The sequence below is a fragment of the Streptomyces sp. NPDC021115 genome (assembly GCF_044333065.1).
In the GTDB taxonomy this organism is placed as follows: Bacteria; Actinomycetota; Actinomycetes; order Streptomycetales; family Streptomycetaceae; genus Streptomyces.
Genome location: NZ_JBIRQF010000007.1, coordinates 289,769 through 315,734, shown reverse-complemented (window position 1 = coordinate 315,734; position 25,966 = coordinate 289,769). Strand labels below are relative to the sequence as shown.

At 64.1% G+C, this 25,966-nt stretch carries 16 protein-coding genes and 2 pseudogenes; 9 read left to right on the top strand and 9 right to left on the bottom strand.

The window, feature by feature from the left end:
* Positions 1-421 precede the first annotated feature (421 nt).
* Together ACH4TL_RS23760 and ACH4TL_RS23755 are read left to right on the top strand one after the other, a co-directional pair.
* A complete protein-coding gene (locus ACH4TL_RS23760) occupies positions 422-1,399 on the top strand; it encodes an AAA family ATPase (protein WP_398317470.1) in 978 nt (325 codons plus the stop codon).
* A gap of 154 nt (positions 1,400-1,553) precedes the next feature.
* On the top strand, positions 1,554-3,989 hold the full coding sequence (locus ACH4TL_RS23755; protein ID WP_398317467.1) for a S8 family peptidase: 2,436 nt from the start codon (positions 1,554-1,556) through the stop codon (positions 3,987-3,989).
* A gap of 11 nt (positions 3,990-4,000) precedes the next feature.
* Here the strand turns inward: ACH4TL_RS23755 and ACH4TL_RS23750 are convergent, their stop codons facing one another.
* The 4 genes and pseudogenes from ACH4TL_RS23750 to ACH4TL_RS23735 all read right to left on the bottom strand — a co-directional run bounded on the left by ACH4TL_RS23750 (position 4,001) and on the right by ACH4TL_RS23735 (position 12,602).
* The gene (locus tag ACH4TL_RS23750; protein WP_398317464.1) at positions 4,001-7,018 is read right to left on the bottom strand and encodes a type I restriction endonuclease subunit R; all 3,018 of its coding nucleotides are present in this window, start codon (positions 7,016-7,018) and stop codon (positions 4,001-4,003) included.
* Complete coding sequence (locus ACH4TL_RS23745) at positions 7,015-8,172, bottom strand: restriction endonuclease subunit S (protein ID WP_398317461.1); 1,158 nt, start codon at positions 8,170-8,172, stop codon at positions 7,015-7,017. The genes ACH4TL_RS23750 and ACH4TL_RS23745 overlap by 4 nt, the downstream gene beginning before the upstream one ends.
* Before the next feature lie 263 nt (positions 8,173-8,435).
* Positions 8,436-10,790: an N-6 DNA methylase gene (locus ACH4TL_RS23740; RefSeq protein WP_398317458.1), complete on the bottom strand. Its 2,355-nt coding sequence runs from the start codon at positions 10,788-10,790 to the stop codon at positions 8,436-8,438.
* A 747-nt stretch (positions 10,791-11,537) separates the two neighbouring features.
* Positions 11,538-12,602 (bottom strand): annotated as a pseudogene (locus ACH4TL_RS23735) (integrase core domain-containing protein).
* A gap of 718 nt (positions 12,603-13,320) precedes the next feature.
* Here ACH4TL_RS23735 and ACH4TL_RS23730 point away from each other — a divergent pair.
* Both ACH4TL_RS23730 and ACH4TL_RS23725 read left to right on the top strand, forming a co-directional pair.
* Positions 13,321-13,557 (top strand): DUF397 domain-containing protein, encoded by a 237-nt coding sequence (locus tag ACH4TL_RS23730; RefSeq protein ID WP_398317455.1) that lies wholly within the window; start codon positions 13,321-13,323, stop codon positions 13,555-13,557.
* A gap of 90 nt (positions 13,558-13,647) precedes the next feature.
* On the top strand, positions 13,648-14,595 hold the full coding sequence (locus tag ACH4TL_RS23725; RefSeq protein ID WP_398317452.1) for a helix-turn-helix domain-containing protein: 948 nt from the start codon (positions 13,648-13,650) through the stop codon (positions 14,593-14,595).
* On the opposite strand, the gene ACH4TL_RS23720 is transcribed toward ACH4TL_RS23725, so the two are convergent.
* Both ACH4TL_RS23720 and ACH4TL_RS23715 read right to left on the bottom strand, forming a co-directional pair.
* Positions 14,596-15,441 carry an SAM-dependent methyltransferase gene (locus tag ACH4TL_RS23720; RefSeq protein ID WP_398317449.1) on the bottom strand — a complete coding sequence of 282 codons (846 nt, stop codon included), beginning with the start codon at positions 15,439-15,441 and terminating at the stop codon, positions 14,596-14,598.
* Between the two features lie 867 nt (positions 15,442-16,308).
* Entirely contained in the window at positions 16,309-16,572 is a 264-nt protein-coding gene (locus tag ACH4TL_RS23715) for a hypothetical protein (protein WP_398317446.1), read from the bottom strand.
* A 639-nt stretch (positions 16,573-17,211) separates the two neighbouring features.
* Between ACH4TL_RS23715 and ACH4TL_RS23710 the strand changes: the two are divergent.
* Positions 17,212-18,294 (top strand): annotated as a pseudogene (locus tag ACH4TL_RS23710) (integrase core domain-containing protein).
* Between the two features lie 138 nt (positions 18,295-18,432).
* Here ACH4TL_RS23710 and ACH4TL_RS23705 read toward each other — a convergent pair.
* Positions 18,433-18,882 carry a hypothetical protein gene (locus ACH4TL_RS23705; protein ID WP_055553542.1) on the bottom strand — a complete coding sequence of 150 codons (450 nt, stop codon included), beginning with the start codon at positions 18,880-18,882 and terminating at the stop codon, positions 18,433-18,435.
* A gap of 955 nt (positions 18,883-19,837) precedes the next feature.
* Here ACH4TL_RS23705 and ACH4TL_RS23700 point away from each other — a divergent pair.
* Positions 19,838-20,107, top strand: coding sequence for a hypothetical protein (locus tag ACH4TL_RS23700; RefSeq protein ID WP_055558216.1), 270 nt, complete (start codon positions 19,838-19,840; stop codon positions 20,105-20,107).
* Positions 20,104-20,460 (top strand): hypothetical protein, encoded by a 357-nt coding sequence (locus ACH4TL_RS23695; RefSeq protein WP_148081861.1) that lies wholly within the window; start codon positions 20,104-20,106, stop codon positions 20,458-20,460. Before ACH4TL_RS23700 ends, ACH4TL_RS23695 begins: the two co-directional genes overlap by 4 nt.
* A gap of 125 nt (positions 20,461-20,585) precedes the next feature.
* On the opposite strand, the gene ACH4TL_RS23690 is transcribed toward ACH4TL_RS23695, so the two are convergent.
* On the bottom strand, positions 20,586-22,418 hold the full coding sequence (locus ACH4TL_RS23690) for a hypothetical protein (RefSeq protein WP_398317439.1): 1,833 nt from the start codon (positions 22,416-22,418) through the stop codon (positions 20,586-20,588).
* Between the two features lie 207 nt (positions 22,419-22,625).
* On the bottom strand, positions 22,626-23,510 hold the full coding sequence (locus ACH4TL_RS23685) for a LysR family transcriptional regulator (RefSeq protein ID WP_398317436.1): 885 nt from the start codon (positions 23,508-23,510) through the stop codon (positions 22,626-22,628).
* Positions 23,511-23,717: 207 nt separating this feature from the next.
* Here ACH4TL_RS23685 and ACH4TL_RS23680 point away from each other — a divergent pair, with 207 nt between their 5' ends.
* Together ACH4TL_RS23680 and ACH4TL_RS23675 are read left to right on the top strand one after the other, a co-directional pair.
* Positions 23,718-24,596: a carbon-nitrogen hydrolase family protein gene (locus ACH4TL_RS23680; protein ID WP_055558220.1), complete on the top strand. Its 879-nt coding sequence runs from the start codon at positions 23,718-23,720 to the stop codon at positions 24,594-24,596.
* Positions 24,593-25,963 (top strand): APC family permease, encoded by a 1,371-nt coding sequence (locus ACH4TL_RS23675; protein ID WP_398317432.1) that lies wholly within the window; start codon positions 24,593-24,595, stop codon positions 25,961-25,963. Before ACH4TL_RS23680 ends, ACH4TL_RS23675 begins: the two co-directional genes overlap by 4 nt.
* Positions 25,964-25,966 lie beyond the last annotated feature (3 nt).

The following is a 25,966-nucleotide window of genomic DNA, read 5'->3' as shown; positions in this document are numbered from 1 at the left end:
CCCGGCCCGTGTCGACTTCGCGCCCCCATACCGTCACCTGCTAGGCGTGGGGGTGGAGGCGCCGCAGCTCAGCAAGGGTGTCGTCGGAGGTCTCCAGCGTGGGAAATATGCTGAGGACGGTGGTCAGAGCAGCGAGGCTACCCCTCTCGAAGAAGCCGTTCTCGTCATCTACCCGAACCAGGGCGCGGTTCGGTTCGAGGCCGAGCGTGGGTCGTCCTGGCGGACGGCGACGCGCGGTGACCCGCGTTCCGCGTAGTTCCGCGGGCTGGAGGAGCAATCTTGCCCAAGGGCGCGTGAATCAGGACCGAGCCGGTGGTCCTGCGGGTTCCCTGCGCTAGCGTCTGTTTCCATGCCACCCTGGGGTTGCCTCCTGGGGTCCCGCGGGGCGGGCCGACGACCTAGGAAGGAGTGCCCGAGACCGATGGCCGCGACAGCTGATCACATCAAGGCTTTGGTGCAGGCGCATGCGGACGGTGACGACCGCAGCTTCTACTCGGTCGCCCTTCAGGTTGCGGCCCGTGAGGCCCGGCAGGGGCACACACGGGCGGCCGCCGGCTTGAGGGATTTCATTGACGCGACGCGGGCCAAGCGTGTGGGCCATCTTATGCCGGTATCAGCTGCCCGGCCGGATGGTGAACTCCCAGGACTGCTGAACCTCAGCCAGCCCGACCGTGGTCTGGACCACATGACGCTCAATCCGCTGCTCCGGGAGCGACTCTTGCGGGTGCTCTCCGAACAGCGGCAACGGGGGAAGCTGACGGAGTTCGGCTTCTCTCCGGTCCACCGCATGCTGCTCACCGGGCCACCTGGGACTGGGAAGAGTATGTCGGCCGCAGCGCTGGCATGCGAGTTGGGTCTTCCGCTCTTCACGATCCGTCTTGATGGCTTGATCAGTCGCTTCATGGGTGAGACCGCAGCAAAGCTGCGGCTGATCTTCGAAGCAGTGGGGCGCACCCGAGGGGTCTACCTCTTCGACGAATTCGATGCTCTGGGGGCGGAGCGGATCGCTGGCAATGACGTCGGTGAGGCCAGAAGGATCTTGAACTCCTTCCTGATCTTCCTGGATGAGCTGGAGCCGCACAGCCTGGTAATCGCCGCTACGAACCATGCGGGGCTTCTGGACCGGGCCCTATTCCGTCGTTTCGACCTTGTCATCGGATATGACAGTCCCGGCACAGCGGAGGCCATGGATGTGCTCCGGCGTCGCCTGTCGCTGATGGACACAACGCGGGTCGAGTGGACTGGGGTAGTTTCGGAGGCAGTAGGGCTCAGTCATGCGGAACTCGTCGCCGCAGCTGAAGCCGCCGCGAAGCAAGCGATTCTCGGAGGAAGCGACGTGATCGATCCCGCAGCTCTGACCGTGGCCCTGGCCGAGCGCCGGACCGCCACCGGTGCCTGAAGACACCAGCGGGCAATTCGCCCGCCATCTCGATCTCCCTCCGGCGACTGACCGCTCCTTCCGGGCGATGCGTGGACGGGACTCCCAGAAGATCAGACCAGTCGCAGACCGGGCCGCCCACGCTGGCAGCCTCCGGCGTTCACTCGCTCTCGCGTTGGAGGCGGGAGACGCGCGGCGAGCGCGCATCCCGTCGGGCGAGGCGGCCGAGGAGACGCTGCTCGCCATTACCTCGGCCCCGGGATATCCGCTGGCCGTCCCGAAACTGGACTCGTCCGGTTGCCGCTTGGTGGCCATGGCTTCACCCTCGGGCGCGGCACAGTCCGAGGTGGCGCTCGTGGTCGTCGGCGAAGCCGGGGCCGAACGGCTGCGAGGGCGTATTGCAGCGTTCACCGATCCAGTGTCACCGCTCGGCGAAAGGCGGTCGCGCTCCGAGCTGCCCGCAGAAGCCGATCTGGTTGCCAATGTCGATGAGATCGAACTGGCCTCGGTCCGCCACCTCTGGAGCGGTCACGAACCGCTACCTGCGGGCGAGCGATGGTGGCAGCTGTGGCTGGAGCGCGCGCTCGACCGCGATGAAGAGCCGCTAGAAGTCCTGCGCAGGCTCGGTCCACTAGCCGGGCTGTCGCTGAGTGACCACACGCTCACGTTCGCTCGACGCACCATCGCGCACGTCCACGGGACTACGGCACAGCTTGCTGAGCTAGTCGGAACAAATGCCCTCCCCGTGGAAGTCCGCCCGGCGCCGATGGTCGAAGTCTTCGCTGAGGCCCCACTATCCATCCGGGACGAACTCGCGGAGGATCTTCAGAGGCGCACTGTGCCCGCGCACCGCGAGGACGCTCCAGTCGTCACGGTGCTCGACAGCGGCGTCCTCGCTCACCACCCACTACTCAAGCACTCGCTGGTCAGGAGCCTGACCCTCCGAATGGACGGCATCGCCGGTGACAAGCAAGGACACGGCACCTCCATGGCCGGCCTGGCTCTGTACGGGGATCTGTCCCAATTACTGGGGCATAACCTGCCTGTGCAACTGCGCCACCGTATCGAGTCGGTACGCATCCTCGACCTCGATGCTGGCAGTCAGCACGCCGACGCCTACGGCGCTGTCATGGCGGAAGCGGTCGCCCGCGCCGAGATCGATGCCCCAGGGATCCCTCGCGCCTATTCGATGTCCGTCACCGCCTACACTGATGCTCCCGCCCCAGGGGCCGGGCAGCCCACAGCGTGGTCAACCACGGTAGACGCCCTCGCCTACGGACACGATGTCGCCGTTACTCCAGGACGTGACATCACGCTCCTAGCCCCCACCCAACCGGGGCCGCGCCGACTGTTCTTCATATCAGCCGGCAACATCCGAGACGGCTACGCCCAGGATTACCTCGACCGCTGTGATCTGATGCCGGTGGAAGACCCGGCGCAGAGCTGGAACGCCATCACCGTCGGCGCGTACACCCAGCTGGCCCACGTACCCGCCCAGGACTCTTCCTTCAGTGGCTGGGACCCGCTGGCGCCGGACGGCGAGCTATCACCCTTCAGCCGTACTGGCGTCCCGCTGGACGGCCGGTGGCCGAACAAGCCCGACTTCGTGATGGAAGGCGGGAACCTCCTCTTCCAGACTGCACCGGACGGAGGGCTGGACACTGCCCAGGCCCCGAGCCATGGTGTGCTGACCATATCGCGCGACTCGTATCAGCTGGTCCGCTCCGTCCACGCCACCAGCCCCGCGACCGCCCAGGCAGCCCGCCTCGCCGCCCTGGTGATGGACCGCTACCCGCACCTGAGCCCCGAGGCAGTGCGTGGACTCCTCGTGCACAGCGCCGAATGGACCCCGGCGATGTGGAGCCGCTTCACGGCAGCCGGAGCCCTGGGCACCAAGGGCAACAAGCAGGCACTCGGCGCACTGCTGCGCCGGTACGGCTGGGGCGTGCCCGCTGAGGGACGACTCCTGAACAGCGCTGCCCACGACCTCACCCTCATCGCTCAGGAAGAGTTCTTGCCGTTCCGGGTCGAGAACCGACAGCCAAAGTTCTCGCTGATGCAGGTCCACGACCTCCCTTGGCCGATCGAAGAGCTCCGGGCTCTCGGCGATGAGCGGGTGCGGATGCGCGTGACCCTGTCGTACTTTGTCGAACCTTGGGTCGGCGGCCAGGGCTGGCGCGACCGCTTCGTCTACCCGTCCCACGAATTGCGCTTTGAGCTGCCCAGGCCTGGCGAGGGTCCGATCGACTTCCAGCGCCGTGTTTCCCACGACGCCGCAGCGGATGAGCTAGGCCGCCCTGCCGGCGCACGTCGAGGCAAACCGCGGTCAGACCGGGGCTGGCTGCTGGGCCAAGGGCAGCGACAGCGCGGCAGCCTGTGTTCCGACCTATGGGAAGGAACCGCTGGCGAACTGGCCGAGCGAGGGCACGTTGCCGTCTACCCGGCAAGCGGTTGGTGGCACCGACAGAAGGCCACCGATCGCGCCGAAGTCCCCGTGGCTTACGCCCTGCTGGTCACCATCCGTACCCGGAGCTCCGAGACGGACCTGCTCACGCCGATCCGCAGCGAGATCGCAGCACGGATTCCCGTCTCGGTGCCCATCGAGATCTAACGCCACCACTGTCAGTCCTCCGAGCCGCGCTCCGGGTCGGAAGACTCCTTGTCCTCCGACGCTGAGGGATCGTATGTCTCTTGGAAGACTGTCTCGGTCAACCACCGTTGGAACGCAGCATTGCCCATGAACTCGCGGTACAGCTCGGTGTCGGACTGAAGGAAGCTTCCGATCGCCCGCCGCACCGCAGCATCGCTCTCAATCCGAGCATTCTGTTCGTCGCTGTACTGTTGTGCGTTGATGTAGTCCTTGTCCTGCCGGACTTTCGCCGGGATCTCTACGGCGATCAGATGCTCTATGCGGTCTTCGTCAGTCCACTTGATGTTGCCGAAGTTCTGGTGGAACGCAGCAAGGATGGCCGAGGTGGGCTTCAGCTCCGGCTCGGCACGCTGACCGCCACCGGCCGGGGCAGCGGCGGTCAGCTCGGCGTCCTCGTCTCCCAGGACGATGCTGATCGCTTTCTGCTGCTCGGCTCGGTAACTGTCCAGGTCGACGGTCTCCAGGATGCCCCGCGATAGGTCCTCCTCGATCGGGGCCGGCAGCTTGGGAATGAGGAACGTCAGCAGGATCGACAGCTTCAACCAATCCGGATTGCGGTACGGAAGGATTCCGGCGAGGTAGTCGTAGGTGCGGACGAACGCCTTGGCCTTACCCTTGAACTCGACCTGCTGGTCTTCGCTATCGAGCTGCCGGTAGGTGACGACGAGTTGGTCAAGCAGGGCTTCCAGACGCGACCGGGGCTCCTTGGCCAGGAACATTTCGACGAACTGGTCAATGTCCCCCTGGTCGTAGACCCCGATGCCGTCCAGGACCGCCCGCAGGTCATGAAGTTTGTTGGGATCAATTGCGTCCGCGAGAACGGTGGTGCGGTACCACTTCTCGAAGGACTTCTTGATGCCGTCGGTCTTGTTGTAGAAATCGATGACCGCGACATCGTGCTTATCCGGATGGGCGCGGTTGAGCCGTGAGAGGGTCTGCACCGCCCGCACACCAGACAGCGGCTTGTCGACGTACATGGTGTGTAGGAGCGGTTCGTCGTAGCCGGTCTGGAACTTGTCCGCGCAGACCAGGATGCGGTACGGGTCCTCGCGAAAGGTTTCTTCGATGTTGCTGCTCGGGAATCCGTTGAGCCCTGCTTCTGTGACCTTCTTCCCGCCGTGCTCGTGCTCTCCAGAGAACGCCACGAGAGCCCGGTAGGGGCTGCTCAGCTTATCCAAATACGCGTTGATGGCAGCGTGGTAGTCCAGGGCTCGCTGGACTCCGTCGGCTACCACCATGGCGCGGGCCTGGCCGCCAACTTTGCGGGGACGGATCACGTGTTCCAACAGATGGTCGACCATGATCGATGCCTTGGTCTGGATCGCGTGGTTGTGTCCCTCGACATAGCGGCGCAGTTTCTTCGCAGCCTTCTTCGCGTCGAACTCCGGGTCGTCCTCGACCATTTTGACGAGCTTGTAGTAGCTTTCGACCGTCCTGAAGTGCTTCAGGACGTCAAGAATGAAGCCCTCTTGGATCGCCTGCTTCATGGTGTAGACGTGGAAGGGGTGGTCCGCCCCGTCCTCGCCGCGCCTTCCGAAGTAGCCAAGCGTCCGGTCCTTCGGAGTGGCTGTGAACGCGTAGTAGCTGGCGTTGGTGAGGAGCTTCTGACTGTCGATGATCTTGTTGATCTTGTCCTCAGTCGTCTCCTCCTCGACATCCTCAGATGCGGAGCCGAGCGCACTGCTCATCGCATGCGTGGTCTTGCCGCCCTGCCCGGAGTGTGCCTCATCGATAATGATGGCGAATTTCCGGTCCTGGTGGGTGTGACTGATGTCCTCCAAGATCACCGGGAACTTCTGGACCGTGGAAATGACGATCCTCGTCCCGTTGGCCAAGGCTTGCCGCAGGTCTTTCGACTTGTTGGCGTGCTTGACAAGTGACCGGACCTGAGTGAATTGCTTGACCGTACGGTTGATCTGCGTATCCAGGTTCACACGGTCGGTCACCACGATCACCGCGTCGAAGGTGGGAGAGTCGTCAGTGCCCAGGCCGACCAATTGGTGCGCCAGCCAGGCGATGGAGTTGGACTTTCCGCTGCCGGCTGAATGCTGGATCAGGTATCGCTGGCCGACGCCGTTCACCTCGCTGTCCACGAGGAGTTGACGCACGACATCGAGCTGGTGGTACCGGGGGAAGATCTGCGACCGTTTCGTCTGCCTGGTCTTGGGGTCCTTCTCTACCAGGCGCGCGGCGTAGTGCTCAATTATGTCCGCGAGGCTGGTCGGCGACAGGATGTCCTGCCAGAGGTAAGCGGTCTTGTAGCCGTCGGGGTTGGGCGGGTTACCCGCGCCACCTTCCCAGCCCTTGTCGAAGGGCAGAAACCAGGACTTCTCACCGAGCAGCCGGGTGCAGAACCGCACCGAGTGCTCGTCGACCGCGAAGTGGGCCAGGCAGCGGCCGTCCTGGAAGAGCCGCTCGCGATGATCTCGAGCGTTCTTGAACTGCTCGACCGCGTCCTCCACAGTCTGCTTAGTCTGATTGTTCTTCAGTTCGAACGTCGCGAGCGGCAGCCCGTTGACGAAGACAGCCAGATCAAGCGCCCGCTGAGCCTCATCGTGGCTGTAGCGCAGTTGACGGGTCACGGTCCAGCGGTTCGCGCGGTGCCGCTGCTCGGCCACAGCGTTGCCTGGGGAGGGAGTCGCCCCGTAAAACACGACCTCGTAGGCGCCAGTGCTGGTGGAGTGGTTCATCCCCTTACGAAGAAGGTCCACGACGCCGTAGTTCGTGATGTACCCCTGGACGCGGTCAAGGAACTTTGTACGCGTCTCGGACTTCGGGTTGCCGAGCTCGAACGCCGCGGCGACCTCGGGCTGGGTCTCCTCCAGAAAGGCCCGCAGTTGCTCGGTGTCGATGGCGTGGCTGCGGTCGTACGCTTTAGCGGATCCCTCGATCCACCCTGCCGACGGCGAGGTCATGTCGGCAACTATGTCGCGTTCTAAGGCCCCCTCACTCATGTTGGTGCCGCCGTACAGGGTTGCCTTGCCGCTCACATCGACTCCTCGGTTGGGTCGTCACCATCCAGGTCAGTGTTCAGCCCGGCCTCGTCGGCGCCGTACGTCGCTGTCAGGTCGGGGTCGTGCGAGTCCATGTCGGGCAGCGCGGCTGCAGCAGCGCGGACATCGAGCTTGCCGGTGACCACGTCGGCGGTCAGGCGGGTCTGATATTCGCGGAGGAGGGAGATTTCACGTTCAGCGCGCCGAATCGCCGCGTCAAATTTCTTACATCTTGACTGAATGAATTCAACGATCTCGTACTGTTCGGACAAGGGAGGGACCACCAGCCGGTAGTTCCTGATTTGCTCTACGTTCACACGCGGCGATGCGGAGCCGACCATGTCTGCCTGGGCTTGGTCGAGCACGTGTTGACAGTTCAGTTGCCACATCATGTATTCACTGGAGTGTGCTTCTTTGATGCGGAGAACAACCATGCGCTGTCCAATACATAGACGGACACCGGGTGGGACCGGAGCCGCAATCCCGAAGCGCCCACCCTCTCGCGAGTAAAGAATGTCACCGTTCCTAGGCTCCAGCCTGGAAGTCCATCTTCTGAATTCTTTGTAGGACACACGATAGGCGCCTTCATGGAGGGTGCGACCGGGTTCGATGTCTGCAGTTCGAATTACCGGGAAACCACCATCATCGACATATTTGGGGGTCGCATGCAGACAGTCGACAATATGCGAAGTCGCACGCTTGAGGTGAACGATTTCCCAGTGAGCTGGAACTCCGGGGAGTCCGAGAATTCCTGACTCCTTGAGAGGGACATCAGGGTCCACTCCTTGAGCCACCAGGTGGTTGATCTGAGTGCGCTTCTGCTCGATGAGAAGAGAGATCAGCCGATCCTTGGCGCGGATTGCAGTTCCGACCTCACGCTCGATCTGCCGCACGTATTTTACGATAGCCTGCTGCTCACCTAGGGGCGGCGTTGGTAGTTTCTGCGGACCAAATTGGTTAAAGCGGAAATCTGTGGATCGTTCACGAATCCCTGTTGCCAATGCGGCCACCCATCCCGAGAGTGCCATATGCCTCACGAGCAAGGCGTAATACTCTGCGCTGACTCCAGTGCGCGGTTGGCAGACGGCGTAGACCGGAGTGGATTTCCCGTCAGAATCGGAAACACCAACCGCACCCGCAAATGCGTCCATGGCGTGGATGACGAGGTCGCCTCTACGGACTCCTTGGTATCCGATCTCTTTGACGGATTCAGTGTATCCGGTTGTACGTCGATTCTTTCGCAGGGTGACAGTTCCATCACGGAAACATGTCACAACATCATCATCGGGACGGATAGGCCGTGACATCAGAGTGAACAGGTTCTTCCCGCGAGACGTCCCCCAGTGCGATGGTGTGCGCCCGACCCAGGACTGAAACGTATCCGAGTAGTGGGAATACGCGGGAAGCTTGGCTTTCATTCGGCCCCTCCATCAAAAAGATCGCCGAGCAGGCCCTCGGTCTCCTTCTCCAACGCCACAATGTCAGTCCGGATCTCCGCCAAGGTGCGCAATACCGGAGGCTTGTAGAAGTGACGAGTGAAGCTGATCTCGTACCCCTTCCTCGTCGCGCTCTCCTTGATCCACGCATCCTCCGCGTACGGCAGCACCTCGCGGCGAAAGAACGCCTCAATCCCGCCGGGCTCCAGCAGCGGTACCAGTTCCGTGTCACGCAGCTCGCTGTCAGGCTCGTATTCGACGATGAGGCTCCGGGACTTCCCTGACTTGCTTTCCTCAATCTCGTACAGCCCGTAGAGACGGCGCTCCTGCGTGTTCTTGTGACGCTTCAGGATCACCGGCTTCGCGGACTCGTCGCGCCAACTAACCCCACGCAGGAGGGCTTTACGGTCGGTCGCGCTGAGCCTCAGGCCGAGTCGCGCCATGGCCTCTCCGACCTTACGATCAAACTCGTTATAGTCGTCGAAGGGCTGGTCACCCATGTCGTCAAGCAGCGCCCTGCCGACCTTGACTAGCTGGCCGTCACGCTCCCATGTGGTCCCGTTCAGTAGCCTCTTACGCGCGGAGTCCTTGAGGGCTGGCACGTCGGGGTCTGCCTCGTCCTCGTCTGATCCGGCAGCAAACGCCCACTGCTCCAGCTGTTCCCGCACCTGCTTGGAGACGCCCGCGAAGTCGGTGAACAGATCGTCACCGAACTTCTCATGAAGGAGCTCGCGTGCCTCGGTCTCGCCTGAGGCAAACTGCAGTGCCTCCACCCGCTCCTTGGTGAACTGACTACTCAGGCGCAGCGGGCGTTCCACTGTGATCTTCCAATAGCCGAACTCCTCGTTCGGAAAGATCTTGGACTGCTCCGTCTCCGCGAAGTTCAGGAATGCCTCTGTCACACGCTCTGTATCTGCGGGTGACAGTTCGCAGTTCTTGCTACCCAGGTTCTTGCGCAGCGGAGTGAACCAGCCAGTGGCATCGATCAGCTGAACCTTGCCCTTGCGGGCTTCAGGCTTCCGATTGGTGATCAGCCAGATATAGGTAGCGATGCCGGTGTTGTAGAACATGTTCAGCGGCAGCGCAACGATCGCTTCGAGCCAGTCGTTCTCGATGATCCAGCGTCGAATATTACTTTCGCCACTTCCAGCGTCGCCAGTGAAGAGTGAGGAGCCGTTGTGAATCTCCGCGATGCGACTGCCTAGTGGAGACTCGGTCTTCATCTTCGAGACCATGTTCGCAAGGAACATCATCTGGCCGTCGCTGGAGCTCGTGACCAGCGAGGACGACTCCGTCTCGCCCTCAAAGGTCACGGTAAACCGAGGATCGGAGATCTTCAGTTTACCCCCCAGTCGCTCCTGGTCGGACTTCCAACTCTTTCCATACGGAGGGTTGGCGAGCATGAAGTCGAATTGTCGACGCGGGAAAGCGTCGTTGGAGAGAGTGGACCACTCCGGGCCGCCCTTGATGTTGTCGGCCGCCTCGCCGTCGCCCTTCAATAGCATGTCGGCCTTGCAGATCGCATAGGTCTCGGCGTTGATCTCCTGGCCGTAGAGATGAGTGACAATGCTCTTGCCGCGCTCGTTCGCGAGGGCTCGGAGGGTCTCTTCGGCGACAGTCAGCATGCCACCCGTTCCGCACGCGCCGTCGTAGAGCAGGTAGGTGCCGTTGATCTTTTCGGCAATGGGCAGGAACATCAGCCGGGTCATGAGCTTGACCACATCACGAGGGGTCCAGTGCTCGCCGGCCTCCTCGTTGTTCTCTTCGTTGAACCGGCGTACCAGGTTCTCGAAGATCGTCCCCATAGCGTGGTTGTCGAGGCCAGGTAGACGGGTTCGTCCGAAGGCGTCCAGCACAGGTTTCGGGGAGAGATTGATCTCCGACGAGAGCAGCTTGCTAATCAGCATGCCCAGAGTGTCATTCTTGGTCAGCTTAGGAATCTGGTTGCGAAACTCGAAGTTGTCGAGGATCTCCTTGACATTGGGTGAGAATCCATCCAGATATGCCTCGAAATCGCTGCGGAGCTGCTGTGCGGTCGTGCGCTTAGAGAGCTTCTGCAGGGTGAAGGGGGAGGTGTTGTAGAAGGCGTCGCCTGCCGCCTCCCGGAGGGGGAACTCCTGCTGCTCAGGGCTGAGGAGCTTCATCTCCTTGAGGTTCTCGTAGGTCCGGAGAACGTCACCCTTCGTACCCTCCAGCACAGCATCGAAGCGCCGGAGTACCAGCATGGGGAGGATCACGTCACGATACTTACCGCGCACGTAGACGTCGCGCAGGACGTCGTCGGCAATCCCCCAGATGAAACTTTCAATGCGGCTCTGTTGCTCGCTGTACACCCTGTAACCGTCTCTCCCGAACCGCGTCGATCCCGTCTGGACCTGTTGCGATACCTGCTCTCGCCTACTCGAGAGAGATTAGTCGACGGGACTGACGCGTGAGCCTGAACGTGGACAACAAGCACTGACGCGCGGGCTAGAAGCACAGTTGTCCTCGTTTTGTCAAGAGGGAGCGCGGCTCGCTCGCCAACGGGTGCCGGGTGGTGCCTTCGAGTGTCGCTGCTGCGCCGAGGTTCCACTGCTCCGAGGTGTGCGGGCCCTCTCCTCTTTGTTCTATCCTGCACAGGTCTTGGCTGACAGGGCGGCGAGCCGCTGCCAGATGGTAGTGAAGGCGTCGGTCCGTTGCGAACGTGCTGGTCGCCGGTCGTCCCGGAAGCAGAAAGAGCACCCTGTTGCACGCGCTCGCGGCGGGCCCAGAGCCGCCGACGTACCCGTGCTCGACGAGGTCACAGGGGCACGCCAGGAGCTGACCGTCATCCTGCCCGCCCGGCTGACGCACATCCCCAACTGGCCCAAGTGCCCCTTCCCCTTCGAGCTCGTTAGCCGCCGCACCGACGCGCCCACGCGGGCCAAATACTTCGCCCCAGCCTCCGCGCACCCTTTGCGGGGCACCCGGACGACCCTGCCGCTGGCACCAGCCCCAGGACGTCAAACACGACGGGCTGCACTTGCTCGGCATCGAACAACTGCGCGCAGCCACCGCCCGCGACCCCGAACACTGCGGGTGCCGATAATCAACCGTGCAGGTCACGCCGCGTGCTGGTATTCGTGGAGGGTTCCGCTAAGTCGGTCTCGTCGGCTGACTTTTAGGTGGGCGAGTTGGGCTTGTTGGGTGATGGGTGTGGGAAGCGGGCGGCATGGGGCGGCTTGCTTCAGGGCCCTGTGCGGGCGGTGTGCGTTGTAGAAGGATTCGTACTCGCGCAGGGCGCGGAGAAGGTGTCGCTGGTTCCAGATCAAGGTCCGGTCCAGCAGCTCCCTGCGGCAGGTCTGTATCCAGCGCTCCATGAGCGAGTTCATCCTCGGCATCCGAATGCCGGTGATGACGACCTTGAGACCGGCATCGGTCATGAGGGCGTCGAAGGCGGCTGTGAACTCGGAACCGCGATCGCGGATGAGGAACTTCGCCTTGCTGCCTGCGTCTTCGAGGTCCATGAGGAGGTTGCGTCCGAGCTGCACGATCCACTCCGCGGTGGGGTGCGCGGTGGCACCGAGGATGTGGATGCGCCTTGTGGTGTGCTCGATGACGGCGAAGACATACAGGCGCACCCCCGTCAGCGTGCGGACTTCCAACAGATCGCAGGCGAGAAGAGCCTTGGCCTGGCTGCGGAGAAAGTCGGCCCACGTGGTGCTCTGCCGTTCGGGTGCGGGTGCGATGCCGTGTTCGCGGAGGATCTCCCAGACGGTGGAGGCGGCGATCTTGATCCCCAGCGCCGCGAGCCTGCCGTGGATCCGGCGATACCCCCACGAGGAATTCTATCTGGCCAGACGCAGGACCAGCGCGCGGATTGACCGGAGGGCGCGTGGGCGCCCACGTCGCTTGGGCACGCAGGTCGCGGCATGACGCCGCCTGAGCAGTTCACGATGCCAGCGCAACACCGTGTCGGGGCGGACCAGCAGCAGAAGGTGCCGCAGTCCGTCTTTGGGGAGGTGGTGGAGCAGCCCGGCGAGGATGGCACGGTCGCTGTCGGTGAGGGTCGGCCTGCCGACCTGACGTTCCAGGACCAGCAGTTGGTGCCGGAGTACGAGGATCTCGATGTCCTTCTCTTTGTCCCTCATCGGCAGGAGGCGTAGGAACGACAGGGCGTTGGTCATGGCGAGGTAGGCCAGGCGCAGCAGATCCGTGAACAGGCTCCCGACCTGCGCGGATGATTTATCGGCACCCGCACCCTCACGGACGCCGGTTGGAAGTCCACCCTCGACGGAAGCTTGATCCGCTGGACGAACCCGTCCGCGGACGCCGGGGTCCAGTTCAACGCCTTCGCCGCACAAAAACCGAACAGTCCCATCCCCACCTGGACCATCTGGGCCGGTCCCAACGTCGATCACCCACCTGGACACTCCACGCCGGGCCCTATACCCCGGTTCCGGTGATCGCCGGACTGGTCGCGGAACTCGCCTGCGGCACCGGTACCCGCCGCCAGCGGTGCCAGCCAGTCCCAGCATCCAGGCCGGCCGACGCCAGTTACCAACACACTTACGTCCCCGACTATAGGCTGGCGAATTCCCCACTGATTGCCACGGAACCGCCGCCCCACGCCACCCGTCGCCACCGATTCATCTCAAGCCATTCTCGGGCCTTACCCAAGGGCACGAGCACCCCACAGATTCATCATATTATCGGCTCTTCATCTCGGTGAAAGCGCCCATTCGAGGGACACCGCAAGGAGATCGACACCGCTAGGCTTCCGCCACGAGTTTCACCACCCCGTGAAAATTTCAGAGGCGGCTGCAAACGGGGCTGCGGGGAAGTGGGAAGTGACTGGTGCCGGTGAGGATCGACGCTGGTCAGACACAAAGGACAGGTGCGGAAATGATCACGGTCAGCAACGGCACACCGGGCAGTAAGATCACCGGTGCACAGTGGACGAAGGCGTCGGCAAGCGACGCGCTTAACGATTGCGTTGAGCTTGCACGCGTGAATGGAAGTGAAGTCGCGGTCCGTAACTCACGTTTCCCCGACGGCCCCGCACTGGTGTTCACCCGCTCCGAGTTCAGCGCTTTCCTCGACGGTGCACGCAAGGGTGAGTTCAACACGCTGGCTGTCTGAAACGATACGGCTGCGGCTTGCCTTTGGGCCGGGCGGCTGGAGATCCTGAGCGGGTACCGCGAGGTGCAATAACCGTCAAGGAGAGGTCCGGTGCAGGGGAGAGTTCTGGCCGTGGTGGGCGGCCATCATGAGCCGCCCACCACTTCGGGTGCCGCTGCGCGCCTGGTCCGCAACTATTTGCGTCACCTGCGAAAGCAGGCCGGGATGAAGCAGAGGGATGTTGCTGGCAGGGTTGCGGGCATCGGCTCGATCGCAGGCATGTCCCGGTATGAGAAGCTCGACAGCACGAGGAAGCTCGACGAAGGCACCGTCGTTGCCCTGTGCCGGTTCTATGGGGCACCGGAGGCCCTGATTGACGAAACGGTGCTGCTCGTACGGCAGTCGCTACAGCAGTCGTGGTGGTCGAGCTATCCGGACGTGGTCGATAACAATCTGTCCCGCGTCTTCGCGAGCGAGGCCATCTCCCAGGGCATCCGCACGTATCAGGAGGTCAACGTCCCCGGCATGCTGCAGACGGCCAACTACACCCGGGCGCTCATGCAGGACTACTACCGGATGTCGGTCGACGAAGCGACACACCGGAAGAACCAGGAACTGATGGAGCGGCGCCTCGAAGTGCGCCGGCAACGCCAGACTCTCCTCGAACAGCCCGACGCCCCCGACTACCAGGCACTGATCGCCGAGAGCGTCATCGCCAAGCACACGGGTGGCAAGAAGGTGATGCGTGAACAACTGCGCCAGCTGCTCCTTGTGGCCGAGAACTGGCCCCGCGTACACATCCGGATCCTGCCGCACGCCGCTCAGGAGCAAGGGAGCGCCCGCCACCACTCTATGACCCTTTTCAAACCGTATGACGGCGATGAGGGCCAGCTGCTCTACCTGGAAAACACCAACCGGGGTGGCGAGTACCTGGTGGAGCCGAGCGAAGTTGAGCCCTACCAGGCATGCATGGATGATCTGTGGGGACGCGTCGGAGGGAAGAACGAGACGCTGGATTTGCTGGAGATGTACATCAACAGGCTGAAAGATCCTCGGTAGTCACGTGATCCGGGCGACCCCGCCGTATTCGATCCACTCGTCTGTCTGCTGCCGGGGAGCGAGATCACTGTCCGGCTTCCATCGGGACACCTCTACCGGTTCGCTCCCCTCAATGAACTCCAGCCCGTCGAAGTACCGGTTGACCTCCTCCTTGGAGCGTACCTTCCCCCACTTTTTGCCGGTGGTGTCGGTCATGAACTTCGTGATTTCGGAGCGGAGTTTGTCATCGTCGGAGGCGAGCTGGGAGATGACCAGGTAGCTGCCCGCGGGTAAGCGCTGTGCGACGTCACGGACCAGACTCCAGGGGTCGTCGCGGTCGGGGATGCAGTGCAGCACCGACACGAACAGGGCTGCAACCGGCTGGTCATCCCGAAGGAGCTTCTTGACTTCGTCGCTCGCGAAAATGGTGTCGACGGCCCTGATGTCCGCGTGAAGAACAGCTGTCGTGACGGGGTCCTCGGCCAGCATCATCCGTCCGTGCGCCACGACGAGGGGGTCGTTGTCTACGTAGACAACCTCACTGGAGGGATCGACTTCCTGAGCTACCTGGTGGACATTCGGGCGAGTCGGAAGCCCTGATCCATGATCGAGAAAGCGGCGCACACCGCGCTCGGCCGCGAGGTAGCGCACAGCTCGCACGAGGAAAGCGCGATTGACGAGCGCCAAGTCCTTCGAACTGGGGGCCATCTGCAGCAACTCGTCACAGGCATTGCGGTCCACTTGATAGTTGTCTGTGCCGCCGAGTAAGAAATCGTACATTCGAGCAACACTGGGCCTGCTGAGATCAATGATGAGCCGCTCCCCACACTCATGCCCGCATGGCCCGACCGGGACATGCGGCCCCATCGGAGGGGGCCCATGTTAGAAGCGATCAACGGGCAAATTCCACCCGCGCCCACGATCGGGGGAACACTTCTCGACGCAGATCTCCCGCCTCATGGTTCCCGCGCGCACCGGCGCACACCAGACGAATCTATCGGCACCAGGCCTCTGGCATATTCGACTTAAGGCTGGGCTGCCACTTTGCGCAAGGCGCGTCGGCTCAGCAAGGCAAACTCCGCGCTGTTCAGTCCCATCACCTCGCCACCTTGCGGTGCACTCAACCCCAGCTTGTGACGTAGCAGCAATGCGTCCGCTTCATGACGCTCAAGGACGCGATACAGCCGTGCAACGGATGGAGTACGGCTCGAACTCGCGCACTCCACGAGGTACTCCCACGTCGCGACAGCCGGAGACGGACTCCTCAACACGGCATCCCATCGCGACATCAGCCCTCTGACAGCCGAGGCGGCCACCGCCGCCCCGGCTGCGGCCGAGCCCGCGCAAGCAGCGCCGTATCGCCAATAGATCGGCCAACAGCCCCGACAGAAGACCTGGTACGTCACCAGAAGGCCAGCCTCCTTGCAAACGCCCACATCACTTCGAGTGCACAGAGCCTCCCAGGCTCCATGAACCTGCGCCAGACTCGCAGGCGTCCCCACTGAATCCCACCTTCCCCCGGCTCGCGGCTCACTCGCCTCGATGGCGAACCTGTCAACTCCTGCGCCGGCCGGTGGCCGCTGGAAAAACCGAGATGCGGCTCGGCAGCGGGCGCCGACGACCGTCAAAGGCGCGCTGAGGCCGTGAGCGGCTTGCTTCCGCCCACAGGAGAGAGCGCCTTCGCGGCCCGCGATGGGTCGCGAAGGCATCGATTACGAGGCGGACCGGAAGCCGTCAGCTCCTGCGGATCCTCATGTACACAAGTGCACTGCGATCTACCAGAACTGTGGCGGCCAAAAGCCCTACCAGTTCAGTCGGCACCTCGATGGGATACCACAGGCGCGTGAGGGCGACACCGGCCACCAGAGGAGAGCTGAGGCGCAGCGTCACGAAGAAGATGCTCGCAACGGCGGTTTGGGCCAGGGCGAACAGCGGAATGCTAGCCTCGGAAGCCGAAGGAAGGAGGCGCGCCAAATTCCTTCGCACGTGCTGAATCATTTCTCGAACTCCTAGATTCGCGGTTGAGTCAGACACGGAATGAGGGGCTTCGAGGCAGACCGCAAATCGCTCGGAGCCCTTCTCCGTACCCACACTCGGACACTAGTGTTCGGAGCCCCCCGGACGCACCAGCCGAAAAAGGTGAAAGCGGAGTCGGGAACTCCGCTCGGGCGGCCAATAGTAGTCAATTCCGGTCAGCATCTTTCACGTTGGATACTGAATCACCGTGAAGGCCCCCGCAGGGGCGACGCAAGATCCGTAGCCACGTGAAAACGCGAAGGTATGCCGGAAGGGGGAGTTCACCCAGTTCATCCTCATGGGTGACGTCACCAATGACGCCCGATCCTCGACGGTGAAAGTTCCAGCACGGCACCAGGCGCCTCGGTCACCAGAAGACTGCGGACGCCGAGCACGCCGGGCAAGGCAGCCTCGAAGTGAAGCGCGCGGCACGCGGGCGAAGTGCTGATTCGACGGCCCCAGGCGTCCCTCCCGGCCCGCACCGGCCAGCTCTGAGTAGACGACTCGCACTGCACTGCTCCAAGAAGAGCGGGGACCAACCACACGCCGCTCGTGTGCCGCTCGAAAAGTCATCGCCGCAGGTGAGCTGGATGCGGTCAGCCCGCTGGGATCATGTCCTCCGTGATCGTGTCCTTGCTGTACAAGGTGCCCCGGAAGCTGCTGACTGTTCCATCGGTGCTCCTCCGTCGCGGGATGGCGAAGGACGCGGGACTTCTGGTGCTGCGGCACGAGAACGCGGTCCTGCGCCGCCAGTTGGCCGGACCGGTCCGCTATGAGCCCGCCGACCCGTTCTGGTTCGCCGCCCTGTCCGGGCTGATACCCCAGCGCCACTGACTCAAGATCTTCCCTGTCACCCCCGGCACCCTGCTTGCCTGGCACCGCAGATTCATCGCCGCAAAGTGGGACTACACCGCGCGCCGGGGCACCGGCCGCCCACCCACCCCGGCAGCGATCAAGAAACTCGTCCTGCGGCTGGCGAGGGAGAATCCCACGTGGGGGCACCGGCGGATCCAAGGAGAGCTGGCCCAACTCGGGTATCGCCTCGCCGCCTCGACGGTCTGGGAGATCCTCAACGCGGCCGGTATCGACCCCGCGCCACGTCGCTCAGGCCCCACCTGGCGCGAGTTCCTGACCGCGCAAGCCGAGGGCATCATCGCGGCAGACTTCTTCCACATAGACACCGCACTCGGCAGGCAGCTGTACGCGCTGGCCTTCCTCGAGCACGGCACCCGGCGGCTGCACATCACCGGGCCCACCACCCGCCCGACCCGGGACCGGGCGGTTCAGCAGGCGCGGAATCTCACCGCCGACCTGGGCATACGCATCGAGACCCTGCACTTCTTGTTACGCGACCGCGATGGCAAGTACGGCGAAGCGTTCGACGCCGTCTTTGCAGCCGAGGAGATGGACATCCTCACAAGCGCGCCGCAGGCTCCCCGCATGAACGCACACTGCGAACGCATCATCGGCAGCATCCGACGCGAAGCCCCCGACCACGCCCTCATCATGAACGAGACCCACGCCCGCCACGCCCTCGCAGCCTACGAACAGCACTACAACGAACACCGACCCCACCAGGCACGCAACCAGCTACCACCCGACGCCCACGAACAACCCGCCGCAGCGCATGGCCTCAGCACCGGCAAAGTCCTACGCACCCGGATCCTCGGCGGCCTCATCAACGAGTACAGATACGCGGCATGACATGCAGCGATGACTTTTCGAGCGGCACAGGTTGCGCCGGGAAGACATGATCACCCCGGCAGATTCCACGTAACTTTTAAAACACTCAAGCGGCCATGTATGGCCGGGCCTCGTTCGAACTCCTCCGGACCCGCATCCTCACCCAGCCGTCGACGCCCCCTCAGCGGGCCGCTGGCGATGAGGGAGGTTTAGCCGTTCATGCAGGAGAGCCGCAGCCTGGAGGTCATTGGTGACCATCATCTGAGCCAACCTGCCCGCGACTGCGATCACGTTACTCCAGGCTGGAGCATCCAGATAGATCTCATCCGGGGCACCGCGACCTACTTCTTCCTGCACGGTCGAGTAGACCTCGCCCAGCTCCTTCATGAGCGCGACTTCCTCCTCGGTCCGCAGGCTCTTGCCCAGCCACGACACGGGATCGTCTGCGTTGCAAAAGTCGTTGAACAGCACGGTGACCACGTAGTCCAGGTCCTCGACCTCCTCTGGCCGCAGCCAGACATCGCGCTGCCACGAGGGACTCGCAAGGGCGAGAACCGCTGGCACAACATGAAGTCGGAAGACCGGGAACTCAATGCCGTGATCCGTCACATCCCGAGCCTACTGACAGGGCGAGGACAGCACCCCTTCCCAGTGAACCTGTTCACGGAAGCGCGGCCAGAGCCGTTTTCAGGAATCGCCATCACCAGTGAGACGGTCACACGGACATGCCGCCAGCCGAGACCAAATCCCTGGCGTCACCTGCAGCGACGACTTTTCGAGCCCCACGACATTATTCTCACTCGCTTGGCACACTTTTTCTTCCGGCCAGGCCTCCGCAAACAGTCTCCCTACGGCGCCACGGAGCCGGATACAGCGCTGACGCCCTGGGAGTGCCCTATCTGCCGGCAGACACCAAGGGGCTTTACCACCCCTTGACGCACGCCCCGACGGTAGCCAAAAACCCCACGTACTGGCTGCCTGCGAAAACCTGCCCACAAGGATCACCGACAGCCCCTCTGTGCCTGTCGCATGGGGAGCACGGGACCGTGCTCCCACCCGGAAAGGGGGTCGGGAGCCGACAAGGGGCCCTTATGCCTCTCGATGCAGAGAGCATCCAGATCGATGGGGTGACCTCAGAAGCCTACGATTGACGACGGCACGCAGGGGCCCGGTACGGCGCTGTAGGTCTACCGGATCGGGTGACGGACGAATCGGACACCATTGACACGTCTGCGAGTTGGGAGCACGAGGGCTCCCACTTGCTCCCAGCCCGGAAATGGTTAAGGCCGTCTCCGCTACCCGCGGAAACGGCCTCCGACCTGCGAAAACGCTGGTCGGGACGACAGGATTTGAACCTGCGACCCCTTGACCCCCAGCCGCGCGACAACTCTCCGCGACGAGTCGTATCACTCTGTAGCAAGAGTGCTCGGGGTCGTACACCGCCGTACGGAGCAAGAGGACACCGCTCCCTGCGCCCCTCCCGAGCAGGCCCATCCTGCTGCCACACTCCGATATTCTGGCTCCTGTCGATTCCGGTGCCCGAAAGCGCTAGGGAGGATGAGCCGTGAGGCCGGCCACCACCGCAAAGCTCCGCGCCAATGCCACGACCATTCGCCAGCTCGGACGTCGGCATGGCCTGCACTCCTTCGCCTTGAGCACCGAGCCCGGGGAACTTGTCGCCACCCTGGACGCCGACCGCTCCTACTTCGACATCACCAGCTTCGAATCAGACCTGTCCAGCATCCTCGGCGCCCTCGTGGAAGTCGTCCCACGCGGCCCCGGAGTGGAAGTCGAAGAAACCGAACCTCTGAACGACCTGCGCGGGGCGGCGTGACCAATACACGCACGGACCGGGAGAACCGGGAGCTGCTACGCCTGACCGACGCAATGGCAGCACTCGACCAAGCGCGCTCAATCCTCCGCGACGGAACACCCAAGCCAGGGAATGAGCGCCTCCTCGCCCTGGCCTACTGCATGCTCACCTTCGGCGAAATGCTCAAACAGGCATCTCACGGCACCGTGACACAGGCATACAGCGGTCCCATCGCACTGCGCGACAAACTCGCTCACGTGCCGCACCGCAAGCTCAACGCCGAAGTACTCTTCGTCTCCGTCGAACAAGCCACAGCCGAGATCCTCCCCCTGATACAAGCCCGCATCCAGGACCTCAGCAACACCAGCGACTGAGAGAACCACGACCTCACGGTTAGCATTCAGCCGCGGGTCCCCCGTGGGCAGCGTGACGCCGCGCCTGCCAAAGCCACATGACCTGCATGGATGAGGTTTTCGGCAAGGACAGCGTTCGATAGGGCCTACCTCGCAGTAACTGCCGCGCCGGGCATGGGCGCTAGCTTGTCGGCTTCGGCGACGGCGGCGTTCCAACTGAACTCGTTGTTGTCGCTGAAGTAGTAGTAGGTGGCGCCGTTCGGCATCATCGCGACGGTGATGCCGCCGTATCCCGACATGAATGGTACGTAGAAGGGGCTGGTGTAGGCGGGGTTGTCGGCGGAGGTGAACTCGGCGCCCCAAAAGCCGTTCTGGTACTTCATGGGCTTGGTGCCGGTGGTGGTCATGCCCCGGGCCTCCGGTGTGCGTTGCATGGTGGCCGCGAGCAGTGTCGGGTCGAGTATCTGCGTGCCGTTGACGGCGCCGTGGTCGTTGTTGAGGAATTTCGCGAACCGGGCGACGGAGTCCTGCGTCCAGAACATGCCGTAGCCGCCGAAGGGTGCCCCGCCGGGGCTGTTGTCGGTGCGGGAGGAGACGAGGGAGTCGGGCCCGACGCCGATGGGTTCGAGCACGTCGTCACGGAGCATGTCGAAGATGCCGGCGTCCGAACCGACCTTGTCCTGCATGTAGTTGTTCATCGCGCGGGTGGCGAGGAAGGTGTCCGAGGTGTGGTAGACCCACTTGCTGCCGGGGCTGGCCTTACGCGGGAAGGACAGGGCGAGTCGCATCTTGTCGGCGTAGGGCTCGGCTGCGAAGAAGTCCGCCATGGTGCTGCCCGATTCGTCGGTCTCGTAGCCGGGCGAGGTGTAGTTCCCGGTGGCCATGTCGAGGGTGTGGTCGAGGGTGACGCCGCTCCAGGCAGTGTTGCCGGCGGTCTCGGGGATTCGGTCGGAGAGCTTCTCCTGGGCCACGGCCGGGCCGTAGCGCTGCGCCAGACGCAGCATGGCTGTTCCCGCGAACGCCGACTTCGCGGTCGAGTACGAAGGCAGCAGCATCTGGCCGCAGAACGGGTACTCCCCTTGCCGGGTCCGGCAGTTGCCCACGTAGTGGACTCCGCCGAAGTAGAAGCCGAAGGTGCTCAGCGCGGACGGCGTGATGCCGGAGCCGAACTTCGCCACGTCCACCCCACTGTCCGGGTAGTCGGTGGCCAGCGCCGAGATGGGCTTGGTCGGGAGCCGGTCCCCGACCTCGGAGGCGTACGCGTCGCGCAGGTTCTCGGCGCCGTCGACGGGGCCGGGCCGGTAGTCGGCCGGTACCTGGCCCCACATGTCGAACTGGAAGTACTCGCAGGTCTCCGTGGTGATCTGGTAGCGGACTTCGGAGATCGATGTGGCGTCGAAGAGGAACGTCAGGGCGCCGTTGTGCACGCAGTTGGCGTTGCGCTCGACGAGCGCGAACGGCAGTGAGGCGCGGGTGCGTTGGCCGTCACCGTCCTCGTTCCACGCGCGGCCGGGTCCCACCGCCAGGTTCCACGCCTGGTTCCCCGTGTACTGCAACCCGCGCTTCGCCGGGACGAGGTGGCTGCCGTTCTGCACGAGCGCGATGTCGACCGGTGGCAGGTGCCGGGTTGCCGCCGTGTCTCCGTATCCGCGCGGGTCCTTCAGTGCGCGGAAACCGCCGGCGGTGGAGAGGCCGTCGAGGGTGAGGGTGCCTTCGAAGCTGTGGGTGGGTGGCGCCGCTTGCGCCGGCAGGGCGAAGGCGCTGTCAGGCACGGTGTCCTCGGCGGTACCCCCGGCGAGTTGGCCGGCGGTGAGTTCGGTCCGGTTCACCTCACCACTTCCGGTGAGCGGATCACCCGGTACGGGTGCGGTTGCGGCGGGCGCCGCCATCGTCGGTGGCGGGACGGCGAACAGCCCCGCGAGCACGGCGGCGACGGCAGCGGCACGGCGTAGCCGTCGGGTATGGAACGGTCTCGGCATGGTCGGAGGTCCTCTCGGGCTGGCAGCTGATGCGGGATATCGCCGCATGGTGAGGTGCGCCGGGGCTTCCGTCCAATGCCTGCCCGATCTGGTCAGGCTGCCCGCCAGGCATACCTCCAGCTCTCGGGGGCCTGCCGGCCGTCGGGCGGCAGAGCGATCACGCTTCGCGTCGTGGGGAGGGCCGTGGTCTGTAGTCGTCGCTGCAGTTCATAGGCGGGCGGCGACCTGTGACCCGTACCGCTCGACACAAAAACGTGACAACCCGGCCGCGAATGCCTCGATGCTGCGCAGCGCATAGTGGCCGGCGTCCCACGCCGCGTGCAGGTGGATCTGCAGCGGTTCGCCCGTGCTGTCGAGGATCAGCAGCGGGTGCAGGTCGAAGCGGGGATCGTCGGAGACCACCGCGACACCATGGCCCGAAGCCGCCATGGCCTGTGCGACGTGCGGGGTGTCGCATTCGAGCACGATGTCGTACGAGACGTCCGCATCCTGCACGGCATGGTCCAGGATGCGGCGGGTGCCGTGCGCCGGGGTGAGGACGATGAGGGGCTCAGCGGCAAGTTCCCTGATGGTGACGCGGTCCCGGTCCGCCCAGGCATGGTCGGCACGGACGTAGGCCCACAGCGGCAGGCGGGCCACCGGGAGCCCGGCGAAACGGCGCCTCGAAGGTGCCGAGGAGATGGCTACATCGGCGCCCCTCGCAAGGGCCTGGTACGCACGTGCCGGACTCTCCGCCTGCACGGTGACGAGCGGATCCTCCGGCCCCCAAGTGGCCAGGAACGGCGCGATCACGTCGGTGATGGTGGTGGGCGGCGCCGCCACGGTGATCCGCATGGCACAACCGGCAGCCAGCGCACCAACTGCGGCCTCGGCGGCATCCGCGCGGGCGACCAGGTCGCGGGCCAGGGGAAGGAAGCGCCGGCCGGCCGCCGTCAGGACCATCTGCTTGCCGCCGCGGTCGAAGAGCGTCATCCCCAAGGCCCCTTCCAGGCCGCGCAGCTGGCGCGACAGCGAGGGCTGGGCGACGCGGACCACCTCGGCAGCCTTGGTGACGGAACCGGTCTCCACGATGGTCAGGAAGTAGCGCAGCACTCGGAGTTCCATGGCGGTGGCCCCTCGGGAGACGGTGGAGGCATGACACCTTCATGCCTCAAAGGCATGATAATCAGCCCTGCCAAGTATTTGAAGCTATGACTGACTGGCTGCATTCTTGTCCCACCGGAATTTTCGGTTATCGGCGCCCGAATTTCCGTCGACTTCTCCTCGTACAAATAATCCTTTCGATTGGCTGGTTCCCGCATGGCCCGCCCCCTGCCCCTGATCCTCGCCCAGGCGCCCGGCCGCCCGGCCGACGACCTCGCAGGCTTTGCCACCGACGTGGAGCGGCGCGTGAAACTGCGCGCACCCGGCGCCCTCGTCGTCTACCCCGAACTGCACCTCGGCGAGAGCGCCCCCGGCGTCCCCGCCGCCCCGGAGAAGGGGGCCGAGCCGCTCGACGACAAACGCGATGCGGCCTTCGCCGAGCTCGCGGGGGATCTGGGCATCTGGCTGGTACCCGGCAGCGTCTACGAGCGAGGCACCGGCGACCGCGTCCACAACACGACACCGGTCTATTCACCACAGGGTGAGCGCCTCGCCGCGTACCGCAAGATCTGCCCGTGGCGCCCGTACGAGACGACCACACCCGGCAACCGGTTCGAGGTCGTCGACCTCGCCGGGGTCGGCCGCATCGGACTGTCCATCTGCTATGACACCTGGTTCCCGGAGATCTCCCGCCATCTGGCCTGGATGGGCGCAGAGCTGATCGTCAACGTGGTCCGCACGTCGACGAGCGACCGCGCGCAGGAAGTCGTCCTCAGCCGCGCCAACGCCATCACCAATCAGGTCTTCGTCGCCAGCGTCAATTCCGCCGCCCCATCCGGGGTCGGCCGCAGCCTCGTCATCGATCCGCAGGGCACGGTGCGCGCCGAAACCGTCGATGCCGGCGACTCCACCCTCACCGACGTGATCGACCTCGACGAGGTCAGCAACGTCCGCCGCTACGGCACCGCCGGTCTCAACCGGATCTGGGACCAGTTCCGCCCCGGCGACCCAGCCCTCGAGCTCCCGCTGTACGGGGGCCGCATCGACCCCGCCACCTGGAACGCCGCCCACACCACCGAGGAGCCACCACGATGAACAGCGAGACAACCGGGAACACCATGAGACTGGAGGGCGACCTGAGCCTCCTCTCCGTCGTCCTGTTCGGCCTGGCCTACATCTCCCCCGGCATCGTCGTCACGATCTTCGGCGTGGTCGCCGCCACCAGCGGCGGCGTGGCCCCGACCGCGTTCGCCGTCGCCACCCTCGCGATGCTGCTCACCGGGCTGAGTTACGCGAGGATGGCGCGCGCCGTGCCCGGCTCGGGGTCGGTCTACACCTACGCCCGCAAGATGCTCGACAGCCGCATCGGTTTCCTGTCCGGCTGGGCGATGCTGCTCGACTACTTCTTCATCCCGATGGTCGGCTGGCTGATCACGGCGATCTACTTCAACGCCCAGTTCCCTGACATACCCAAGTGGGTCTGGCTGATCGTCTCGGTGGGCATCACCACCGGCATCAACGTCTTCGGCATGAAGCTCGCGGACCGCGTCAACAAGGTCCTGATGTTCATCGCTCTGGGGTCGCTGGTCCTCTTCGCCACCCTGTGTGTCGTCTTCCTCGGCAAGCACGGCTCCTCCGCCCCCGCCACGGACGCCCTGTGGAACTCCGGTACTTCGATCGGCGCGGTCACTGCGGCCGCCGCCATCGCCGCGTACTCCTTCCTCGGCTTCGACGCCGTCTCCACGCTCGGTGAGGAGGCCAGGGGCGGGGCAAAGACGATCGGCCGAGGCATCATCGGCTGCGTCATCGCCGCCGGAGCGATCTTCATCGTGCTGTCCTTCGTGATGCAACTGGTCCACCCCGGCGCGAAGTTCGCCGACGTCGACGCGGCCGCCTACCACCTGAAGGTCCAGGTCGGCGGCGAGACGTACGCCGAGATCATCAACTTCGTCACCATCGCCGGATCCATCGCCTCCTGCATCGCCCTGCAAGCCTCCGCCGCTCGCCTCATGTACGTCATGGGACGCGACGGCGCACTGCCCAAGGCCGTCTTCGGCAACCTGTCGAAGAAGACCGGCACGCCCGTCTTGAACCTGCTGCTGACAGCGGCCGCCGGTGTCATCGCCATGAAACTCGACCTGACCACAGCCACCTCGTTCATCAACTTCGGCGCCTTCCTCGGCTTCGTCCTGGTGAACGTCTGCGTGATCGCCCACCTGGTCCGAGAGCGCAGACACGGCCGCACCCCCAACCTCTTCTCGTACCTGGTGATGCCGGCCGTCGGCGCCGGCGTTTCCCTCTACCTGCTCACGAGGCTCGGTGACGTAGCACTCCAGATCGGCGGCGTCTGGCTGGCGATCGGCGTCGTCTACCTGGCTGCCATGACCAAGGGCTTCCGCCGGCCCGCACCGGAGATGACCTTCGACGACGACACCGAGGCCAAGGACAAAGTCACCGCGTAGCTC

Bases quoted from the DNA above. Each gene is read 5' to 3' on its own strand.
- ACH4TL_RS23760 (WP_398317470.1), top strand. From the start codon at position 422: ATGGCCGCGACAGCTGATCACATCAAGGCTTTGGTGCAGGCGCATGCG.
- ACH4TL_RS23745 (WP_398317461.1), bottom strand. From the start codon at position 8,172: ATGGACGCATTTGCGGGTGCGGTTGGTGTTTCCGATTCTGACGGGAAA.
- ACH4TL_RS23730 (WP_398317455.1), top strand. From the start codon at position 13,321: ATGATCACGGTCAGCAACGGCACACCGGGCAGTAAGATCACCGGTGCA.
- ACH4TL_RS23720 (WP_398317449.1), bottom strand. From the start codon at position 15,441: ATGGGGCCGCATGTCCCGGTCGGGCCATGCGGGCATGAGTGTGGGGAG.
- ACH4TL_RS23715 (WP_398317446.1), bottom strand. From the start codon at position 16,572: ATGATTCAGCACGTGCGAAGGAATTTGGCGCGCCTCCTTCCTTCGGCT.
- ACH4TL_RS23690 (WP_398317439.1), bottom strand. From the start codon at position 22,418: ATGCCGAGACCGTTCCATACCCGACGGCTACGCCGTGCCGCTGCCGTC.
- ACH4TL_RS23680 (WP_055558220.1), top strand. From the start codon at position 23,718: ATGGCCCGCCCCCTGCCCCTGATCCTCGCCCAGGCGCCCGGCCGCCCG.
- ACH4TL_RS23675 (WP_398317432.1), top strand. From the start codon at position 24,593: ATGAACAGCGAGACAACCGGGAACACCATGAGACTGGAGGGCGACCTG.